Annotated in this window: 16 protein-coding genes and 1 pseudogene; 11 read left to right on the top strand and 6 right to left on the bottom strand. The window is 63.9% G+C overall.

Annotated elements, in window-relative coordinates; all coding sequences use genetic code 11:
- The 6 genes and pseudogenes from AGI3411_RS30495 to AGI3411_RS29085 all read right to left on the bottom strand — a co-directional run.
- Positions 1 to 273, bottom strand: a pseudogene (locus AGI3411_RS30495) (DNA methyltransferase); the annotation flags it as partial.
- Positions 274 to 307: 34 nt separating this feature from the next.
- Positions 308 to 730 carry a CopD family protein gene (locus AGI3411_RS29105; protein ID WP_129530774.1) on the bottom strand — a complete coding sequence of 141 codons (423 nt, stop codon included), beginning with the start codon at positions 728 to 730 and terminating at the stop codon, positions 308 to 310.
- Between the two features lie 96 nt (positions 731 to 826).
- The gene (locus tag AGI3411_RS29100; protein WP_129530770.1) at positions 827 to 2278 is read right to left on the bottom strand and encodes a bifunctional 2-methylcitrate dehydratase/aconitate hydratase; all 1452 of its coding nucleotides are present in this window, start codon (positions 2276 to 2278) and stop codon (positions 827 to 829) included.
- Positions 2279 to 2425: 147 nt separating this feature from the next.
- Positions 2426 to 3619 (bottom strand): bifunctional 2-methylcitrate synthase/citrate synthase, encoded by a 1194-nt coding sequence (prpC, locus tag AGI3411_RS29095; protein WP_129530769.1) that lies wholly within the window; start codon positions 3617 to 3619, stop codon positions 2426 to 2428.
- A gap of 87 nt (positions 3620 to 3706) precedes the next feature.
- Positions 3707 to 4597, bottom strand: coding sequence for a methylisocitrate lyase (prpB, locus tag AGI3411_RS29090; protein ID WP_025141300.1), 891 nt, complete (start codon positions 4595 to 4597; stop codon positions 3707 to 3709).
- Positions 4598 to 4860: 263 nt separating this feature from the next.
- Positions 4861 to 5850, bottom strand: a complete 990-nt coding sequence (locus AGI3411_RS29085) for a malate dehydrogenase (protein ID WP_013392305.1) — start codon at positions 5848 to 5850, stop codon at positions 4861 to 4863.
- Positions 5851 to 6205: 355 nt separating this feature from the next.
- Between AGI3411_RS29085 and AGI3411_RS29080 the strand changes: the two genes are divergently transcribed.
- The 11 genes from AGI3411_RS29080 to AGI3411_RS29030 all read left to right on the top strand — a co-directional run bounded on the left by AGI3411_RS29080 (position 6206) and on the right by AGI3411_RS29030 (position 17286).
- On the top strand, positions 6206 to 6985 hold the full coding sequence (locus AGI3411_RS29080) for a GntR family transcriptional regulator (protein ID WP_129530768.1): 780 nt from the start codon (positions 6206 to 6208) through the stop codon (positions 6983 to 6985).
- A 121-nt stretch (positions 6986 to 7106) separates the two neighbouring features.
- Entirely contained in the window at positions 7107 to 7520 is a 414-nt protein-coding gene (gene sdhC / locus AGI3411_RS29075; RefSeq protein ID WP_062684929.1) for a succinate dehydrogenase, cytochrome b556 subunit, read from the top strand.
- Positions 7520 to 7903: a succinate dehydrogenase, hydrophobic membrane anchor protein gene (gene sdhD / locus AGI3411_RS29070; protein WP_043542892.1), complete on the top strand. Its 384-nt coding sequence runs from the start codon at positions 7520 to 7522 to the stop codon at positions 7901 to 7903. The genes sdhC and sdhD overlap by 1 nt, the downstream gene beginning before the upstream one ends.
- Before the next feature lie 3 nt (positions 7904 to 7906).
- Entirely contained in the window at positions 7907 to 9685 is a 1779-nt protein-coding gene (gene sdhA, locus AGI3411_RS29065) for a succinate dehydrogenase flavoprotein subunit (protein WP_129530767.1), read from the top strand.
- Between the two features lie 19 nt (positions 9686 to 9704).
- Positions 9705 to 10421, top strand: a complete 717-nt coding sequence (locus AGI3411_RS29060) for a succinate dehydrogenase iron-sulfur subunit (protein WP_043542896.1) — start codon at positions 9705 to 9707, stop codon at positions 10419 to 10421.
- A gap of 147 nt (positions 10422 to 10568) precedes the next feature.
- Positions 10569 to 10829, top strand: a complete 261-nt coding sequence (locus tag AGI3411_RS29055; protein ID WP_129530766.1) for a succinate dehydrogenase assembly factor 2 — start codon at positions 10569 to 10571, stop codon at positions 10827 to 10829.
- Positions 10830 to 10848: 19 nt separating this feature from the next.
- Entirely contained in the window at positions 10849 to 12159 is a 1311-nt protein-coding gene (locus AGI3411_RS29050; protein ID WP_062684931.1) for a citrate synthase, read from the top strand.
- A 257-nt stretch (positions 12160 to 12416) separates the two neighbouring features.
- The gene (locus AGI3411_RS29045) at positions 12417 to 13364 is read left to right on the top strand and encodes a helix-turn-helix domain-containing protein (protein ID WP_129530765.1); all 948 of its coding nucleotides are present in this window, start codon (positions 12417 to 12419) and stop codon (positions 13362 to 13364) included.
- 238 nt (positions 13365 to 13602) lie between these two features.
- A complete protein-coding gene (locus AGI3411_RS29040; RefSeq protein WP_129530764.1) occupies positions 13603 to 15018 on the top strand; it encodes an amidase in 1416 nt (471 codons plus the stop codon).
- Positions 15019 to 15113: 95 nt separating this feature from the next.
- On the top strand, positions 15114 to 16352 hold the full coding sequence (locus tag AGI3411_RS29035) for an ABC transporter substrate-binding protein (RefSeq protein WP_129530763.1): 1239 nt from the start codon (positions 15114 to 15116) through the stop codon (positions 16350 to 16352).
- 73 nt (positions 16353 to 16425) lie between these two features.
- A complete protein-coding gene (locus AGI3411_RS29030; RefSeq protein ID WP_244240481.1) occupies positions 16426 to 17286 on the top strand; it encodes an ABC transporter permease subunit in 861 nt (286 codons plus the stop codon).
- Position 17287 lies beyond the last annotated feature (1 nt).

The following is a 17287-nucleotide window of genomic DNA, read 5'->3' as shown; positions in this document are numbered from 1 at the left end:
GTCGCCGCGGCTTGCGGGGCCCCGGGCATCCTGCCCCCGGCCGCCCGCCGCTGCGGGCTTGCGCGGGCCGCGCGCGGATTCCTGCTGGCGCCGTTGATAGCCTTCCGGGTCTTTCTGGCGCTCGAGGTTGTCTTTGGTGCGCTCCTGCTGGGCGACCAGGCGGGCGCGGGCTCCGGTGCGCACGCGCTTGGGCGCGGCTTCGGCGTGCGCGTCGCGCGCGGTTTTCTTGATCGTCAGCGTCTTGCGCGGGCGGTCCTGGTCATCTGAGGACATACGAATCCTGGCGAATGTGCAAAGGTAGGGGGAATCAGAAGGGTTTGACGACGACCAGCGCCACCACCACCAAGAGCAGCAAGACGGGAACTTCGTTGAACCAGCGATAGAACTTGTGCGAACGGACGTTCTTGCCCTGTTCGAATTTGCGCAGCATCGAGCCACAGGCGTGATGGTAGCCGATCACGAGCAGGACGAAAAAGAGCTTCGCGTGCATCCAGCCGTTTCCGGGGCCCATGCCGATGCCGTAGCCCAGGTACAGCCACAGGCCGAGCAGAATGGCGGCCACGGCGAGGATCGTGGTGAAGCGATACAGGCGGCGGGCCATGCCCAGCAGCGTTGCCTGGACGGTCGAGTCCGACTGCTGCGCCAGGTTCACATAGATGCGCGGCAGGTAGAACAAGCCGGCAAACCAGGAGGCGATAAAGACTATATGAAAGGTCTTGACCCAAAGCATGGCCATGGCGCGATCCGTCCGAGGAAAGCCGCATTGTAAGCTGCGCGGCCGCGCCGGCCCCAGGGAAAAGGGCCTGGCGGGCCGCCGCCGCGGGGCTCAGATCGCGTACAGGTCCACGTACTCGTGCGCCGGCATGGATTCCAGCGTTTCCTGGTCGAGCGACGCGTCCAGGATGCGGTTCTGCTGCCGGGCCGGGAACATACGGGCCAGGTTCACGCGGAACTTGTCTTCCAGCAGCGGAATCCCTTCGGCGCGGCGGCGCTTGTGGCCGATGGGGTACTCGCAGACGATTTCGTCCAGGCGGGTGCCGTCGGCGAACTCCACGGTCAGCGCGTTGGCGATCGAGCGCTTGTCGGGATCGTGGTAGTCCCGCGTGTAGGCCGGATCCTCGACGCAGACGATCCTGTCGCGCAGGACATCGATGCGCGGATCCCGCGCGACCGCGTCTTCATAGTCGGCCGCGGTCAGGCGCCCGAACAGCACCGGCACGGCCACCATGTACTGGATGCAGTGGTCCCGGTCGGCCGGATTGTCGAGCGGGCCCTTCTTGTCGATGATGCGGAGGCAAGCCTCGTGCGTGCGGATCGTGATTTTCGCGATGTCCTCGGGGCGCTTGCCCGCGCCCTGCAAGCGCTGGTGGATGTCCATGGCGCATTCGACGGCGGTCTGCGCGTGGAATTCGGCCGGGAACGAGATCTTGAACAGCACGTTTTCCATGACGTAGCTGCCGTAGGGGCGCTGGAACCGGAAAGGCTGGCCCTTGAACAGCACGTCGTAGAAGCCCCAGGTCTTGGCGCTCAGCACCGAGGGGTAACCCATTTCGCCGGTCCGGGCGATCAGGGCCAGGCGCACCGCGCGGCTGGTGGCGTCGCCGGCGGCCCAGCTCTTCCTGCTGCCGGTGTTGGGGGCGTGGCGATACGTGCGCAGGCTCTGCCCGTCCACCCAGGCGAGCGACACCGCGTTGATCACTTCGTCGCGGTTCAGGCCGAGCATTTGGGCCACGACGGCGGTGGAGGCCACCTTGACCAGCACGACGTGATCGAGGCCCACCTTGTTGAAGGAGTTTTCCAGCGCGATGCAGCCCTGGATCTCGTGGGCCTTGATCATGCCGGTCAGCACGTCGCGCATCAGGAGCGGCGGCTTGCCGGCGGCGACGGCGGTGCGCGAGAGCCAATCGGCGGTGGCCAGGATGCCGCCGAGATTGTCCGAGGGATGGCCCCATTCGGCGGCCAGCCAGGTGTCGTTGAAGTCCAGCCAGCGGATCATCGCGCCGATGTTGAACGCGGCCTGGACGGGATCGAGCTGGAATTGCGTGCCAGGGACCTTGGCGCCATGGGGAACGATGGTGCCGGGCACGACGGGACCCAGCAGTTTCCTGCACGCCGGATATTCCAGCGCTTCCAGGCCGCAGCCCAGGGTGTCGATCAGGCAGTTGCGGGCGGTCTCGTAGGCCAGGCCGCTCTGGATCTTATGGTTGAGGACGTAGTCGGCGATATCGACCAGGACCTGGTCGGGCTCGGGACGGACGTTGGAGATGGGGGCGGACATGTCGGTACCTCTCCTGAAAGTGAATACAGGCGGACCAGGCCCCGCTGCCGCAGGAAGGAGCCCCGTAGGGGCTCGCGCTCCGCGGCGGCAGGGCCTCGGGCCCGTGCGGCGCTGCGTTGAACGTCGACGGACCCATTGTCGCGCGCCTTACTTCCGCTTTTCGATCGGCACGAACTTCTGGTCTTCCGGACCCACGTAGTTGGCGGTGGGGCGGATGATCTTGTTGTCGATGCGCTGCTCGATGATGTGGGCCGACCAGCCCGCCGTGCGCGCGATGACGAACAGCGGGGTGAACATGGCGGTGGGCACGCCCATCATGTGGTAGCTGACGGCCGAGAACCAGTCCAGGTTGGGGAACATTTTCTTGATGTCCCACATGACCGTTTCCAGGCGTTCGGCGATATCGAACATCTTGGTGCTGCCGGCCTTCTTGGACAGCTTCTTCGCCACGTCCTTGATGACCTTGTTGCGGGGGTCGGACACCGTGTACACCGGGTGGCCGAAGCCGATGACGACTTCCTTGGCTTCCACGCGGCGGCGGATGTCGGCCTCGGCTTCGTCCGGGGTCTCGTAGCGCTTCTGCACTTCGAAGGCGACCTCGTTGGCGCCGCCATGCTTGGGGCCGCGCAGCGCGCCGATGGCGCCGGAAATGGCGGAGTACATGTCCGAGCCGGTGCCGGCGATCACGCGGGACGTGAACGTGGACGCGTTGAATTCATGCTCGGCGTACAGGTTCAGCGAGATGTGCATGGCCTTGACCCAGTCCTCGCTGGGCTTCTCGCCGTGCAGCAGGTGCAGGAAGTGGCCGCCGATGCTGTCGTCGTCGGTCTGCACGTCGATGATGCGGCCGTTGTGGCTGTAGTGGTACCAGTACAGCAGCGCCGAGCCCAGGTTGGCCATCAGGCGGTCGGCGATGTCGCGCGCGCCCGGGGTGTTGTGGTCATCTTTCTCGGGCAGGACGCAGCCCAGCACCGAAACGGCGGTGCGCATCACGTCCATCGGGTGGCTGGCGGCGGGCAGGGCTTCCAGCGCGGCTTGCAATTGGGCGGGCAGGCCGCGCAGGCTGCGCAGCTTTTCCTTGTAGGCCTTCAGTTCGGCCTTGTTGGGCAGCTTGCCATGGACGAGCAGGTGGGCGATTTCCTCGAATTCGCTGGTGTGGGCGATGTCCAGGATGTCGTAGCCGCGGTAATGCAGATCGTTGCCGCTGCGGCCAACCGTGCACAGCGCGGTATTGCCGGCGACGACGCCGGACAGCGCGACCGACTTCTTGGGCTTGAAACCGGCCTTTTCTTCCGGCTTGGCGTCCGTTTTCGCTTCCTGCTTCTTGGGAGCCGTGCTCATGTCTCTACTCCTTTCCTTTCGCGGTGGTCGTTGCAATGGGATGGCATGCATGGCGCCGGGCGGCGGCCGCGGCGCCAGGTATCGCGGTTACGCCTTGCCTTTCTGGAAAAGCGCGTCCAGTTTCGATTCGAATTCGTGATAGCCGATGCGGTCGTACAGTTCTTCGCGCGTCTGCATCAGGTCCACCACGTTCTTCTGGTGGCCGTCGCGGCGGATGGCGGTGTAGACGGCCTCGGCGGCCTTGTTCATGGCGCGGAACGCGGACAGCGGGTAGAGCACCATGCCCACGCCGACGCTCTTGAGTTCCTCGACCGAGAACAGCGGGGTCTTGCCGAATTCGGTGATGTTGGCCAGCACCGGCACCTTGACGGCCTTCACGAAGCGGTCGTAGGTGGGCAGATCGTAGGCGGCTTCGGCGAAGATCGCGTCGGCGCCGGCTTCCACGCAGGCCAGCGCGCGCTCGATGGCTGCATCCACGCCGTGCGAGGCGATCGCGTCGGTGCGGGCGATCAGGTAGAAGTCGCTGTCGGTGCGGGCGTCGGCCGCGGCCTTGACGCGGTCGGCCATTTCTTCGGTGGAGACGATCTCCTTGCCGGGGCGGTGGCCGCAGCGCTTGGCGCCGACCTGGTCCTCAATGTGGCAGGCGGCGGCGCCGAACTTGATCAGGCTCTTGACGGTGCGGGCGATGTTGAACGCGGACGGGCCGAAGCCGGTATCGATGTCCACCACCAGGGGCACGTCGCAGACGTCGGTGATGCGGCGCACGTCGGTCAGGACGTCGTCCATCGTGTTGATGCCGAGATCGGGCAGGCCCAGCGAGCCGGCCGCGACGCCGCCGCCCGACAGGTAGATGGCGCGATAGCCGGCGCGCTTGGCCAGCAGGGCGTGGTTGGCGTTGATGGCGCCGATGATCTGCAGCGGGCTTTCTTCGGCGAGCGCGCGGCGGAAGAGGGCGCCGGCGGATTCGGGTCTGGACATGGGTGGTCTCCGTATATGGACCGGGTGTTCTCGGAAGCCCCGGATGGAACGACTGGACTGCGGACTGGCGGCCGGCCGGTCAGCCAGGACGGGAAGCCCCGCCCTGGATTCTGACCTTACCGCGGGCCCGGAAAATAAATCTGTCCCCTTCGCGACAATCCCTTGCGCGGGAGCAAAGAGACAGGTTTATGTTGCGGACGGCATGGGCGCTGCGCCTAGGAATTGGGCCCGCGAACGGGCCCAATCCTTGACTCATGCGCTGCTTACTTCAGCAGGTCCTTCACGCCGTCGCGCTCTTCGAGGAGCTCTTTCAGCGTGAAGTCCAGGCGCTCGCGCGAGAAGGCGTCGATTTCCAGGCCTTCGATGCGCTTGTATTCGCCGTTTTCGGTCGTGACCGGCACGCCGTAGATGATGCCTTCGGGGATGCCGTAGGAGCCGTCCGACGGGATGCCCATCGTGACCCACTTGCCGTTGCTGCCCAGGACCCAGTCACGGACGTGGTCGATGGCGGCATTGGCGGCCGAGGCGGCCGAGGACAGGCCGCGGGCTTCGATGATGGCGGCGCCGCGCTTGCCCACGGTGGGGATGAACGTGTCGCGGTTCCAGGCGTCGTCGTTGATCAGCTTGGACAGCGATTCGCCGCCGACGGTGGCGAAACGGTAATCGGGGTACATCGTGGGCGAGTGGTTGCCCCACACGACCAGCTTTTCGATGTCGGCCACGGCCTTGCCCGACTTGGCGGCCAGCTGCGACAGGGCGCGGTTGTGGTCCAGGCGCAGCATGGCGGTGAAGTTCTTGGCGGGCAGGTCCGGCGCCGACTTCATGGCGATGTAGGCGTTGGTGTTGGCGGGGTTGCCGACAACCAGGACCTTGACGTTGCGGCTGGCCACGTCGTTCAGGGCCTTGCCTTGCGCCGTGAAGATCTGCGCGTTGACGGACAGCAGGTCCTTGCGTTCCATGCCGGGGCCGCGCGGGCGGGCGCCGACCAGCAGGGCGACGTCGGCATCCTTGAAGGCGGTACGGGGATCGCTGTGGGCCGTGACTTCTTGCAGCAGCGGGAAGGCGCAGTCATCCAGTTCCATGATGACGCCCTTCAGGGCCTTTTGCGCTTTCTCGTCGGGGATTTCCAGCAGTTGCAGGATGACGGGTTGATCTTTACCCAGCATTTCGCCCGAGGCGATGCGGAATAGCAGTGCGTAACCGATTTGGCCGGCGGCGCCGGTGACGGCGACACGCAAGGCAGGCTTGGACATGGACGTTCTCCGTAATGGTTTGGCGAGAAAAAAATCTCACCAATCAGTGTAATCGTTGGGGCGTCGAAATCGACGCGCGCAAGGCTGGGCGCGCGGCGCCCGGGCAGCGCTGAATCCTAGATCGATTTTACGTATGCGTCAATTGCTCTTCTATCTTATATAAGACATAAGACGTTGGACAGCGTCCCTCCCGATATGCCACAATAGAGCGTTTATTCGAATGCGCCGCAGCCTTTTTGGCCGCGCGCCTGTATCAAGCCAGAAGACCGGCGGCAGCGGTGCATTGCGGATGGGTTCGCGCCCTTTGCGCCGCCTTCCCATTCTCCGGATAAACATGACACAACCAAGAAGATCCATGGCAGAGCCTAGGCCCGAAACCTCCTTACGCACTCGCGCCGCCCGTCCGTCGGGCGAGGGGGCCGCTTTCAGTCCGCTCTATCGCCAGATCAAGGACCTCCTGGTCCAAAGCCTCGAGCGCGGCGAATGGAAGCCCGGCGAGCTCATCCCCAGCGAAATCGACCTCGCCGCCCGTTTCCAGGTGAGCCAGGGCACGGTGCGCAAGGCGGTCGACGAGCTTGCCGCCGAGCACATGCTGCTGCGCCGCCAGGGCAAGGGCACGTTCGTCGCCACCCACCACGAAGCGCGCGTGCGCTACCGCTTCCTGCGCCTGGCCCCCGATGACGAGGGCGAAGCCGGCCGCGCCGAAAGCCGAATCCTTGAATGCCGCCGCCTGCGGGCGCCCGCCGAGATCGCGCGGGCCCTGGACTTGCGGGCCGGCGAAACCGTCGTGATGATCCGCCGCCTGCTGTCGCTGGGGCACGCGCCCACCGTTGTGGACGACATCTGGCTACCCGGCTCCATTTTCCGCGGGCTGACCCTTGAACTGCTGACCGCCAACAAGGCGCCCCTCTACGGCCTGTTCGAATCCGAATTCGGCGTGAGCATGGTGCGCGCGGACGAGAAACTGCGCGCGGTCGCCGCGCCGGCCGAAGTCTGTCCGCTGCTTAATGTTGCCGTCGGGACGCCGTTGTTGCAGGTGGATCGGGTGTCTTACACATATGGTGACCGCCCCATGGAAATCCGCCGGGGGTTGTACTTGACCGATCGATACCATTACCGCAATAGTTTGAATTGATGAGCTTTTTGACTACGATTTGATACCGACCCTATCTCTGGGCGAAAATACCGTGTTTGCCCGCAAGGGCCACGGCATTCTTGCCGTCACGATTCCCTAGTTCCGAAACACCGAGGCCGTCATGTCCGACACCGCTGCCAAGCCACGTCCGCAGTTTCGCAATATTGGCATTGCGCAACTTGCCAACTACCGCCTGCCCCTGGCCGGCAAGCTGTCCATCCTGCACCGCGTCAGCGGCGCGCTGCTGTTCCTCTGTCTTCCCTTGGTCATCCTGCCGCTCTTCGCGGCCAGCGTGGCCGCCCCGCAGACGTTCGCCGCCGTGGCCGCGTACGCCGGCAACCCGATCGTCAAGCTTGTCTTCCTGGTCCTGGTCTGGGGCTATCTGCACCACTTCTGTGCCGGCATCCGCTACCTGTTGCTGGACCTGCACATCGGTATCGACAAGCTGTCGGCCAAGAAGAGCGCCGGCGTGGTTTTCGGGGTGAGCCTGGCGCTGACCCTGGTGTTCGCCCTCAAACTGTTCGGAGTGCTGTAATGGCCGACGTCAAAAACTACGGACCCAAGCGTCTGGTCGTGGGCGCCCATTACGGCGTCATGGACTTCATCATCCAGCGCGTCACTGCCGTCATCATGGCCGTGTATACGCTGGTGCTGCTGATCGGCATCCTGATGATGCCGGCATTCACGTACGAACACTGGACCGCGCTGTTCAATTTCTACGTGGGCGTTCTTCCGGTGGGCCAGATCCTGGCCACCCTTGCATTCGTTGCGCTGGCCTGGCACGCCTGGATTGGCGTGCGCGACATCTGGATGGACTACGTCAAGTCGGTGGGCGTGCGCCTGCTGCTGCAAGTGCTGACGATCCTCTGGCTGGTCGGTTCGGTCGTCTACTTCGCGCAAATCCTCTGGAGTATTTAAGCCGTGGTCTCTGTCCTGAAATCCCTGCCGCGCCGCCAGTTTGATGTGGTGGTCGTCGGTGCCGGTGGAGCCGGCATGCGTTGTTCGCTGCAACTGTCCCAAGCGGGACTGTCCGTTGCGGTGCTGTCCAAAGTGTTCCCCACGCGTTCGCACACGGTTGCCGCTCAAGGCGGCGTGAGCGCCTCGCTGGGCAACATGAGCGAAGACAACTGGTACTGGCACATGTACGACACCGTCAAGGGGTCGGACTGGCTGGGCGACCAGGACGCCATCGAATTCATGTGCCGCGAAGCCCCGAACGCCGTGTACGAGCTCGAACACTTCGGCATGCCGTTCGACCGCAACCCCGACGGCACCATCTATCAGCGTCCGTTCGGCGGCCACACCGCCAACTTCGGTGAAAAGCCGGTCCAGCGCGCCTGTGCCGCCGCCGACCGTACCGGCCACGCGCTGCTGCACACCCTCTACCAGCGCAACGTCGCCGCGCGCACCCAGTTCTTCGTCGAATGGATGGCGCTGGACCTGCTGCGCAACGAAGCCGGCGACGTCGTGGGCGTGACCGCCCTCGAAATGGAAACGGGCGAAATCTACATCCTGGAAGCCAAGACCACGGTGCTGGCCACCGGCGGCGCCGGCCGCATCTGGGCCGCTTCCACCAACGCCTTCATCAACACCGGCGACGGCCTGGGCATGGCCGCCCGCGCGGGCATCCCGCTGCAGGACATGGAATTCTGGCAATTCCACCCGACCGGCGTGGCCGGCGCCGGCGTGCTGATCACGGAAGGCGTGCGCGGCGAAGGCGGCATCCTCCTGAACAAGGACGGCGAGCGTTTCATGGAGCGCTATGCGCCCACGCTGAAGGACCTGGCCCCGCGCGACTTCGTGTCCCGCTCGATGGACCAGGAAATCAAGGAAGGCCGCGGCTGCGGTCCCGACGGCAACTACGTGGTCCTGAAGCTCGACCACCTGGGCGCCGACGTGATCAACAAGCGCCTGCCCTCGATCCGCGAAATCGCCATCAAGTTCGGCAACGTGGACCCGATCAAGGAACCGATCCCCGTCGTTCCGACCATCCACTACCAGATGGGCGGCATCCCGGCCAACTACCACGGCCAGGTGCTGACGCGCGAAAACGGCGAGAACAAGATCGTCAACGGTCTGTACGCCATCGGCGAATGCGCCGCGGTGTCGGTGCACGGCGCCAACCGCCTGGGCACGAACTCGCTGCTGGACCTGATCGTGTTCGGCCGCGCTACCGGCAACCACATCGTGAATTCGCATCCGGAACGCCAGCACGCGCACCAGCCCGTGCCGGAGCAAGCCGTCGAATTCTCGCTGGACCGCGTGAACAAGCTGGAATCGCGCACCTCCGGCGAAAAGACACAAGACATCGGCAACGCCATCCGCTTCTCGATGCAACGCCACTGCGGCGTGTTCCGCACGCTGGACCTGCTGAACGAAGGCGTGGAGCAGATCGAAGACCTGGCCAAGCAAGCCGACAACATCTACTTCAAGGACAAGTCCAAGGTGTTCAACACCGCGCGCGTCGAGGCGCTGGAAATGGCCAACATGACCGAAGTGGCCCGCGCCACGATCAAGTCGGCCGCCAACCGCACCGAAAGCCGCGGCGCCCACGCGCTGAACGATCACCCGAACCGCGACGACGAGAACTGGCTGAAGCACACGCTGTGGTACTCCGAAGGCAGCCGCCTGGATTACAAGCCCGTGCAGATGAAGCCTCTGACGGTCGAGTCCTTCCCGCCCAAGGCGCGTACCTTCTAAGTCCGGATAGAGTCCTACTATGAGCACCAAGAGAATCGTCAAGTTCGAAATCTACCGCTACGATCCGGACAAGGACGAGCGCCCGTACATGCAGAAGCTGGAAGTCGAACTCCAGCCCACCGACAAGATGTTGCTCGATGCGCTGGTGCGCATCAAGAACGACGTAGATGACAGCCTGGCCCTGCGCCGCTCGTGCCGTGAAGGCGTGTGCGGTTCGGACGCCATGAACATCAACGGCAAGAACGGCCTGGCCTGCACGACGAACCTGCGCGAGCTGAAGGAACCGATCGTGCTGCGTCCGTTGCCGGGCCTGCCCGTCATCCGCGACCTGATCGTGGACATGACGCACTTCTTCAACCAGTACCACTCGATCCGCCCGTACCTCATCAACGACACGCCGCCGCCCGAAAAAGAGCGCCTGCAGTCGCCCGAGGCGCGCGAAGAGCTGGACGGTCTGTACGAGTGCATTCTGTGCGCGTGCTGTTCCACGTCCTGCCCGTCGTTCTGGTGGAATCCGGACAAGTTCGTCGGCCCGGCCGGCCTGCTGCAAGCCTACCGCTTCATCGCCGACAGCCGCGACGAGGCCACGGGTTCGCGCCTGGACAACCTGGACGATCCGTACCGCCTGTTCCGTTGCCACACCATCATGAACTGCGTCGACGTCTGTCCCAAGGGGCTGAACCCGACCAAGGCAATCGGCAAGATCAAGGAACTGTTGGTCCGCCGTACGGTCTAGTTTCAGGCAGTTGTTTTATCGCCGCCCCCTCGGAGTTTGGCCCTTCCGGGGGGAGCAAGCCGGGCCGCCCCAAGGCAAAACGCCCTCTCGAGGGGCGGCAAGCCCGCGTAGCGGGCGCGGCGTGGGGGCTTTTATTAAGGTGTAACGATGAGCAGGCTTACTGAACTAGAGCGGGCGCGTCTGCGTTGGCGGGCGCGCCGCGGCCTGCTCGAAAACGACTTGATCATCACCCGGTATCTGGACGCCCACGAGGCCGAGCTTACCGATGATGACGTAGCCGCATTGACGCAGCTTTTCGAATTGGGAGACAACGACCTGCTCGACCTGCTGCTGGCCCGCAAGGAACTCGAGGGCGAGCTGGATACGCCCAGGCTTCGGAGCATTATTGGCCAGATGCGTGCGCTCTGATTAATTGAGAGGAAAAAACATGAACCTGTCTGACAAAAAAGCCACGCTATCCTTCTCGGATGGCAGCGCTCCCATTGAGTTCCCTGTCTACAAGGGCACGGTCGGTCCGGATGTGATCGACATCCGCAAGCTTTACGGCCAGACGGGCATGTTCACGTTTGACCCGGGCTTCATGTCCACCGCCGCCTGCGAATCGGGCATCACGTACATCGACGGCGACAAGGGCGAACTGCTGTACCGCGGCTTCCCCATCGAGCAGCTGGCCGTGAACTGCGACTTCATGGACATCTGCTACCTGATCCTGAACGGCGAACTGCCCAACAAGGACCAGAAGGCCGATTTCGACTCGCAAGTCACCCATCACACGATGGTGAACGAGCAGCTGCATTTCTTCCTGCGCGGCTTCCGCCGCGACGCGCACCCGATGGCCGTTCTGACCGGCCTGGTCGGCGCGCTGTCGGCGTTCTACCACGACTCGACCGACATCACGAACCCGCAGCATCGCCACATCTCGGCCATCCGCCTGATCGCCAAGATGCCGACGCTGGTCGCGATGGCCTACAAGTACTCGCAAGGCCAGCCCTTCATCTATCCGCAGAATGACCTGTCCTACACGGGCAACTTCCTGCGCATGATGTTCGCCACGCCGTGCGAAGACTACAAGGTCAATGAAGTCGTCGAACGCGCGCTGGACCGCATCTTCATCCTGCACGCCGACCACGAACAGAACGCCTCGACCTCGACCGTCCGCCTGTGCGGCTCGTCGGGCACGAACCCCTTCGCCGCCATCTCGGCCGGCGTGGCTTGCCTGTGGGGCCCGGCCCACGGCGGCGCCAACGAAGCTTGCCTGCAGATGCTCGAAGAGCTGCAAGCCAACGGCGGCATCGACAAGGTCGGCGAGTTCATGGAGAAGGTCAAGGACAAGAACTCGGGCGTGCGCCTGATGGGCTTTGGCCACCGCGTCTACAAGAACTACGACCCGCGCGCCAAGCTGATGCAGGAAACCTGCAAGGAAGTGCTCTCGGCCCTGGGCCTGGAAAACGACCCGCTGTTCAAGCTGGCCATGGAACTGGAACGCATCGCTCTGTCGGATCCGTACTTCGTCCAGCGCAAGCTGTACCCGAACGTGGACTTCTACTCGGGTATCGTCCAGCGCGCCATCGGCATCCCGACCTCGCTGTTCACGGCCATCTTCGCGCTGGCCCGCACGGTGGGCTGGATCGCCCAGTGGAACGAAATGCTGTCGGATCCCGATTACAAGATCGGCCGCCCGCGCCAGCTGTTCACCGGTTCGGTCACGCGCGACGTGCCCCCGATGGACAAGCGTTGATCCGCTAGCCGTCCGCACCGAAAAACCCGCCCTCGTGGCGGGTTTTTTCATGGGCGGAGCCTGTCCCAGGGCCTGTTGGGGCAACGGGTAAATACCAATTCAAAGGCAGTTGCCTTTTGGCAGAATCTTCGGGACAAAGCGGGGGGTGAACTCCCCGCCCGGCAGCACGCAGGGAGCAGCAGACAGCAAGAGGACCGATAAGCCGTATTTCCGCAAAATCCGTGTCAATCTCTGGCACTGGCCCCGCCGGAGGGGAAATGAAGCTGAACTATTCGACCGAGAAGGTGAGTGAGCGCCAGCGGCCCGAGTACTGGAACGAAGTTGTCTGCAAACATTGTGTGCAGGCCGACAGCACCATCGACAGCTCAGGCAGTTTCATCGGCCAGTACGCCGCCAAGTCGATCGACGAGATCGAGATATCGCGGATGTCTTCTCCTCGCCATGTATGGCAGCGCGCGGCCAGGCACGTGCGCAGGGATGCGAACGAAGCGTTTCTGTTGACGCTGATGGAGTCCGGAACCGGCCAGCTATCGCAATCGGGCCGCTCCACGCAAATCAACAATGGCGATATTGCGCTGTACGACGCCGAGCGCCTGTTCACGTACGATATGACGCCCGAGTCCGTCTTGCTGCTGCGCATTCCGCGCAAGCAATTGCTGTATCGCGCCCCGCTGGCGGAACGCTATACGGCCATGCGCTTCATACCCGACAAACCCATCACCGGCCTGCTGTTCCACACGATTCGGTCCGCCGCCGACATCAACTTCTCCGAGGATCTGCCTCCCGGCGTGCAAACCCAGTTTGCGGCCTCCCTGCTGGATTTGCTGGCGGCGACGATCCAGATGCAGATGGCCGGCAGCGACTCGGCCTCCAGCGAACGCGAGAAATTGCTTGGGAGCGCCAAGCAATACGTGGAGTCTCACCTGGACGATCCGCAGCTTACGGTGGACCGGATAGCCATTGCCTTGCGAGTGTCCGAGCGCACGCTCACCCGCATGTTTGCCGAGAGCGGCACCACACCCATGCGCTGGGTTTGGCAACGGCGGCTCGAAGCCGCCTATTGCTCGCTGAAGGAGGGCAGGGCGCGCCAGGTGACCGAAGCGGCCTTTCGCAATGGATTCAACGACGTTTCGCATTTCAGCCGGATCTTCAAACTCTGCTACGGCCATTCGCCGAAAGACCTGCTGAGTAGAACAAGGCGCTGAACGGCGCCAGTCCGACAGCCAGCTGGAGCCCGTCACAGGGCTCCAGCTGGCTTTTTTCTTTCCGCTCCCGATTCGGCGCTGCGCGCGTGGCTGTCACAGTCAAGTCTGCTGGCGGTCACGAACAAGAAACCGTTCGGCACGCGCCGTAATCTGCTTCGAGGCTCGCATCAGGCTATTTCAAGCCGCGCAAGACGATAGCGTCTGGCGGTTTCTGTCGGTTGACGTCAAGGAGGACGGAATGAATCACGATGATCTGCACTACATGGGACTGCGCGAAATCGGCAAGGCTATTCAATCCGGCGAGGTCTCTTCTGAAACTGTCGCCGAACGGCAGTTCGAACGCATCGACAAATTGGACGGCCGTCTCAAGAGCTACGTCTTGCTCATGAAGGACGGCGCGATGGCGGCTGCCCGCCAGGCGGACCGGGAAATTGCCCAGGGCCAGGTGCGCGGCCCCCTGCACGGGGTGCCCGTCGCCGTGAAAGACCTGTGCTGGACCGCTGACGCGCCGACGGCGTTCGGAACGACGGTCTACCGGGGGTTTCAATCCCAGGAAGACGGCACGGTGGTGAAGCGCCTGCGGGAGTCCGGCGCCGTCCTGCTGGGCAAGGTCCAGCTGACCGAGGGCGCGCTCACGGACCACCATCCGGACATCGATCCGCCCATCAATCCCTGGAATCCTGCGCACTGGACCGGCGTGTCTTCCAGCGGGTCGGGCGTGGCGCCGGCGGCCGGGCTTTGCTACGGCGCGATCGGCACCGATACCGGTGGCTCGATCCGTTTCCCCTCCGCGGCTTGCGGACTGTCCGGCATCAAACCGACCTGGGGACGCGTCAGCCGCTATGGCGCGTTCGAGTTGGCAGCATCGCTCGATCACCTGGGGCCGATGACGCGCAGCGCGGAGGATTCGGCCGCGATGCTCCAGGTCATCGCAGGTGCGGACGAGAACGATCCGACGGCCAGTCAGTTGCCGGTTCCCGATTATCTGAGCGAGATGGAGCGGGGCGTCAAGGGGCTGCGCATCGGCGTCGATTCCCGGTGGAACCATGACGATGTCGATGCGCCGACGCGCAAGATGATGGACGAGGCCGTTGCCGTAATGGCGAAGCTGGGCGCGGAGATCGTCGAGGTCAAGGCGCCCGACGCGGCCGATGTGCAGCGCAACTGGTTCAACCTGTGCAGCATCGAAGCGGCCGTGGCCCATGAGAAAACCTATGCGCAGCATAAGGGCTCGTACGGTCCGGCATTGGCCAACCTGATCGAGATGGGCATGGCCCAGAGCGGCATCGACTATCAGAAAGTCCTGCTGCAGCGGGCCGCGTACACGGGCAAGATGCGGGCCCTGATGCAAACGGTAGATGTGCTCTTGATTCCCACCACTCCCATCGCTTCGCCGACGGTGGCGCAAATGCACGTGACTGGCCAGGCGTATGTGGACATCTGGTTCGCCATGATGCGATATACGGCTCCGCTGGACATGGCGGGCGTGCCCACCATCACCTTGCCGGGGGGCTTTCTCGAAGGGGCCGGCACGCCCATCGGATTCCAGTTCGTGGGCGCCGATTTTCGCGAAGACCTGATCGTGCGCGCCGCGCATGCGTATCAGCAAATGACGGATTGGCATCGCAGGCATCCCGATCTGGCAGGTGCTTGAGCAAGCCGGCGCGTGTCGGCGCCAGACCGGATCGCAGCCGTAGGATCGACGCTGGCGGGAAGCGCCAGCGCGGGCAATTCAACGAAGGAGTGTCCATGTCCCTCAATCGACGGGGTTTCATCAAAACCGCGGCCGGCGTGCTTGCGTACGCCAGCAGCTTCGATCTGCTCGCGCAGGCGCAAATCGATTCGTCCAAGCCGATCAAAGTGGCCAACCTGCTGGACAAGACCGGCGTCCTGAACAACTACTGCCTGAAGCAGATCAAGGCGGTAGCCATGGCGGCCGACGAAATTAATGCGTCGGGCGGCTTGCTGGGCCGGAAGGTGGAGGTCAGTTTCTACGACACGCAGTCCAGCAACCGGCTCTATTCGCAATACGCGACCCAGGCTTTCGTCCGCGACAAGGCCGACGTCATCCACGGTGCCGTCGCCAGTTCCGCGCGCGAAGTCGTCAGGCCGATCGTGCAGCGCTTCAAGGGGCTGTATTTCTACAATGCCCTGTACGAAGGCGGCGTGTGCGATCGCCGCCACGTGTGCCCCGGCATGGTCCCGGGGCAGGAACTGGATCCGCTGGTCGACTATGTGATCAAAGAGCGCAACGCCAAGACGCACTACATCCTGGCGGCCGACTACAACTATGGCCAGATCACCAGCAAGTGGTTGCAGAAGTTCATCCGGGAAAAGGGCGGCAAGGACGTGGCCGTCGAGTTCTTTCCCCTGGACGTGACCAACTTCGCGCCGGCGCTCAGCCGCATCCAGGCAGCCAAGCCCGATGCCGTGTGGTCCGCGCTGGTCGGCGATGCCCACATGAGTTTCTACCGCCAGTTCGAATCGACCATAGGCAAGAAGAACATGACGCTGGTCGGCACGGTGTACGGCGCCGCCAGGGAGAACTCCATGCTCAGCGCGCAGGAGAACGACGGCACCATCATCGCCGCGTCCTTCATCGACACGCTGCCCACCGACGCGGCCAGGAAATTCGTGAAGCGCTTCGCAGACTTCACCGGGGAATCGGGCTACATCGGCGAATATGGAGAGTACGGCTACCGCGGCATGATGCTTTGGGCTGAAGCCGTCCGGCGCGCCGGCAGCGTGGAACCGGACAAGGTCATCGCCGCCTTGCCGGGGACCCGGTATGACGGCCCCGGCGGCCTGTACTCCATCGATGAGCAGTCCAATCACGTCATCATGGATATCCATATCGCCATCGGCAACAAGGACAAGGGTTTCGACGTGGTCAAGTCGTTCCCCCAGCGCCAGCCCACCGATACGCAGGCGGTATGCGACCTGAGGCGCAACCCCGACGACACCAGGCAATACGAGCCCAAGCTCTAGATGCCGGGAGCGCCAGGGCCGTCGGCGTAGCGGCGGCCCTGGCGGACGTTAACCATCCGCTTCGGAGAGCCGCGTGACATCGCTATACACCGGTCTTTACCTAGTCGTATTTTCGATCTCCCTGATGTTGCTGATCAGCCTGGGGCTGGCGGTGATATTCGGCATGATGAAGGTCATCAACCTGGCCCATGGCGAGTTCATGATGGTGGGGGGATACGCGTGCGTGCTGTCCGCCAACGCCGGCGCGCCGCTGTGGCTGGGCGTGCTGGCGGGCGGGGTGGCCGCGGGCGTTGCTGGCATCGTGGTCGAGCGGCTCGTCATCCGCTTCCTCTACGGACGGATGGTCGACACGCTGTTGGCCACCTGGGGGTTGTCGCTGTTGTTCGTCGGCGCGGCCACCACCGTGTTCGGCGCATCCAGCATGGGAATGTCGACGGACTTCGCCAACGTCAGCCTGGGTGGCATGAGCGTCTCTTCCTACAACCTGGCGATCTGCGCGTTTTCCTTCTCGCTGGTCGCGCTGTGCTGGTGGCTGGCGGTTCGGACCAAGGCGGGCCTGATCGTGCGCGGAACCATGCAGGCGTCGGAGATGGCCGCTTGCCTGGGAGTGGATCGAGACCGCGTATACATGGCCACGTTCGGGCTGGGTTCCTGCCTGGCGGGGCTGGCCGGCGCGGCGCTGGCGCCGTTGACCGGAGTGAGCCCCGCCATGGGCGGATTTTTCGTGGCCAAGGCGTTCATCACGGTCATCGTCGGCGGCCACCTGCCTCTGGTGGGCGCGAGCGCGGCCTCATCCCTGTTCGGCGCGATCGACGGCGTGGTGTCCTATGCCTACAGCTCGGTTCTGGGCGAGGTCAGCATGTTGATCGCGGCGGTCCTCCTACTGCGCATGCTCCCCTTGGGCATCACAGGCAGAATGAAGCGAGGTATGTAGC

The organism is Achromobacter agilis (genome assembly GCF_900496965.1).
Lineage (GTDB): Bacteria > Pseudomonadota > Gammaproteobacteria > Burkholderiales > Burkholderiaceae_B > Achromobacter > Achromobacter agilis.
The sequence above is the reverse complement of the archived record's forward strand: the minus strand, read 5'-3'. Positions and strand labels throughout refer to the sequence as shown.

Bases quoted from the DNA above. Each gene is read 5' to 3' on its own strand.
- AGI3411_RS29105 (WP_129530774.1), bottom strand. From the start codon at position 730: ATGCTTTGGGTCAAGACCTTTCATATAGTCTTTATCGCCTCCTGGTTT.
- AGI3411_RS29100 (WP_129530770.1), bottom strand. From the start codon at position 2,278: ATGTCCGCCCCCATCTCCAACGTCCGTCCCGAGCCCGACCAGGTCCTG.
- prpC (WP_129530769.1), bottom strand. From the start codon at position 3,619: ATGAGCACGGCTCCCAAGAAGCAGGAAGCGAAAACGGACGCCAAGCCG.
- prpB (WP_025141300.1), bottom strand. From the start codon at position 4,597: ATGTCCAGACCCGAATCCGCCGGCGCCCTCTTCCGCCGCGCGCTCGCC.
- AGI3411_RS29085 (WP_013392305.1), bottom strand. From the start codon at position 5,850: ATGTCCAAGCCTGCCTTGCGTGTCGCCGTCACCGGCGCCGCCGGCCAA.
- AGI3411_RS29080 (WP_129530768.1), top strand. From the start codon at position 6,206: ATGGCAGAGCCTAGGCCCGAAACCTCCTTACGCACTCGCGCCGCCCGT.
- sdhC (WP_062684929.1), top strand. From the start codon at position 7,107: ATGTCCGACACCGCTGCCAAGCCACGTCCGCAGTTTCGCAATATTGGC.
- sdhD (WP_043542892.1), top strand. From the start codon at position 7,520: ATGGCCGACGTCAAAAACTACGGACCCAAGCGTCTGGTCGTGGGCGCC.
- AGI3411_RS29060 (WP_043542896.1), top strand. From the start codon at position 9,705: ATGAGCACCAAGAGAATCGTCAAGTTCGAAATCTACCGCTACGATCCG.
- AGI3411_RS29055 (WP_129530766.1), top strand. From the start codon at position 10,569: ATGAGCAGGCTTACTGAACTAGAGCGGGCGCGTCTGCGTTGGCGGGCG.
- AGI3411_RS29050 (WP_062684931.1), top strand. From the start codon at position 10,849: ATGAACCTGTCTGACAAAAAAGCCACGCTATCCTTCTCGGATGGCAGC.
- AGI3411_RS29045 (WP_129530765.1), top strand. From the start codon at position 12,417: ATGAAGCTGAACTATTCGACCGAGAAGGTGAGTGAGCGCCAGCGGCCC.
- AGI3411_RS29040 (WP_129530764.1), top strand. From the start codon at position 13,603: ATGAATCACGATGATCTGCACTACATGGGACTGCGCGAAATCGGCAAG.
- AGI3411_RS29035 (WP_129530763.1), top strand. From the start codon at position 15,114: ATGTCCCTCAATCGACGGGGTTTCATCAAAACCGCGGCCGGCGTGCTT.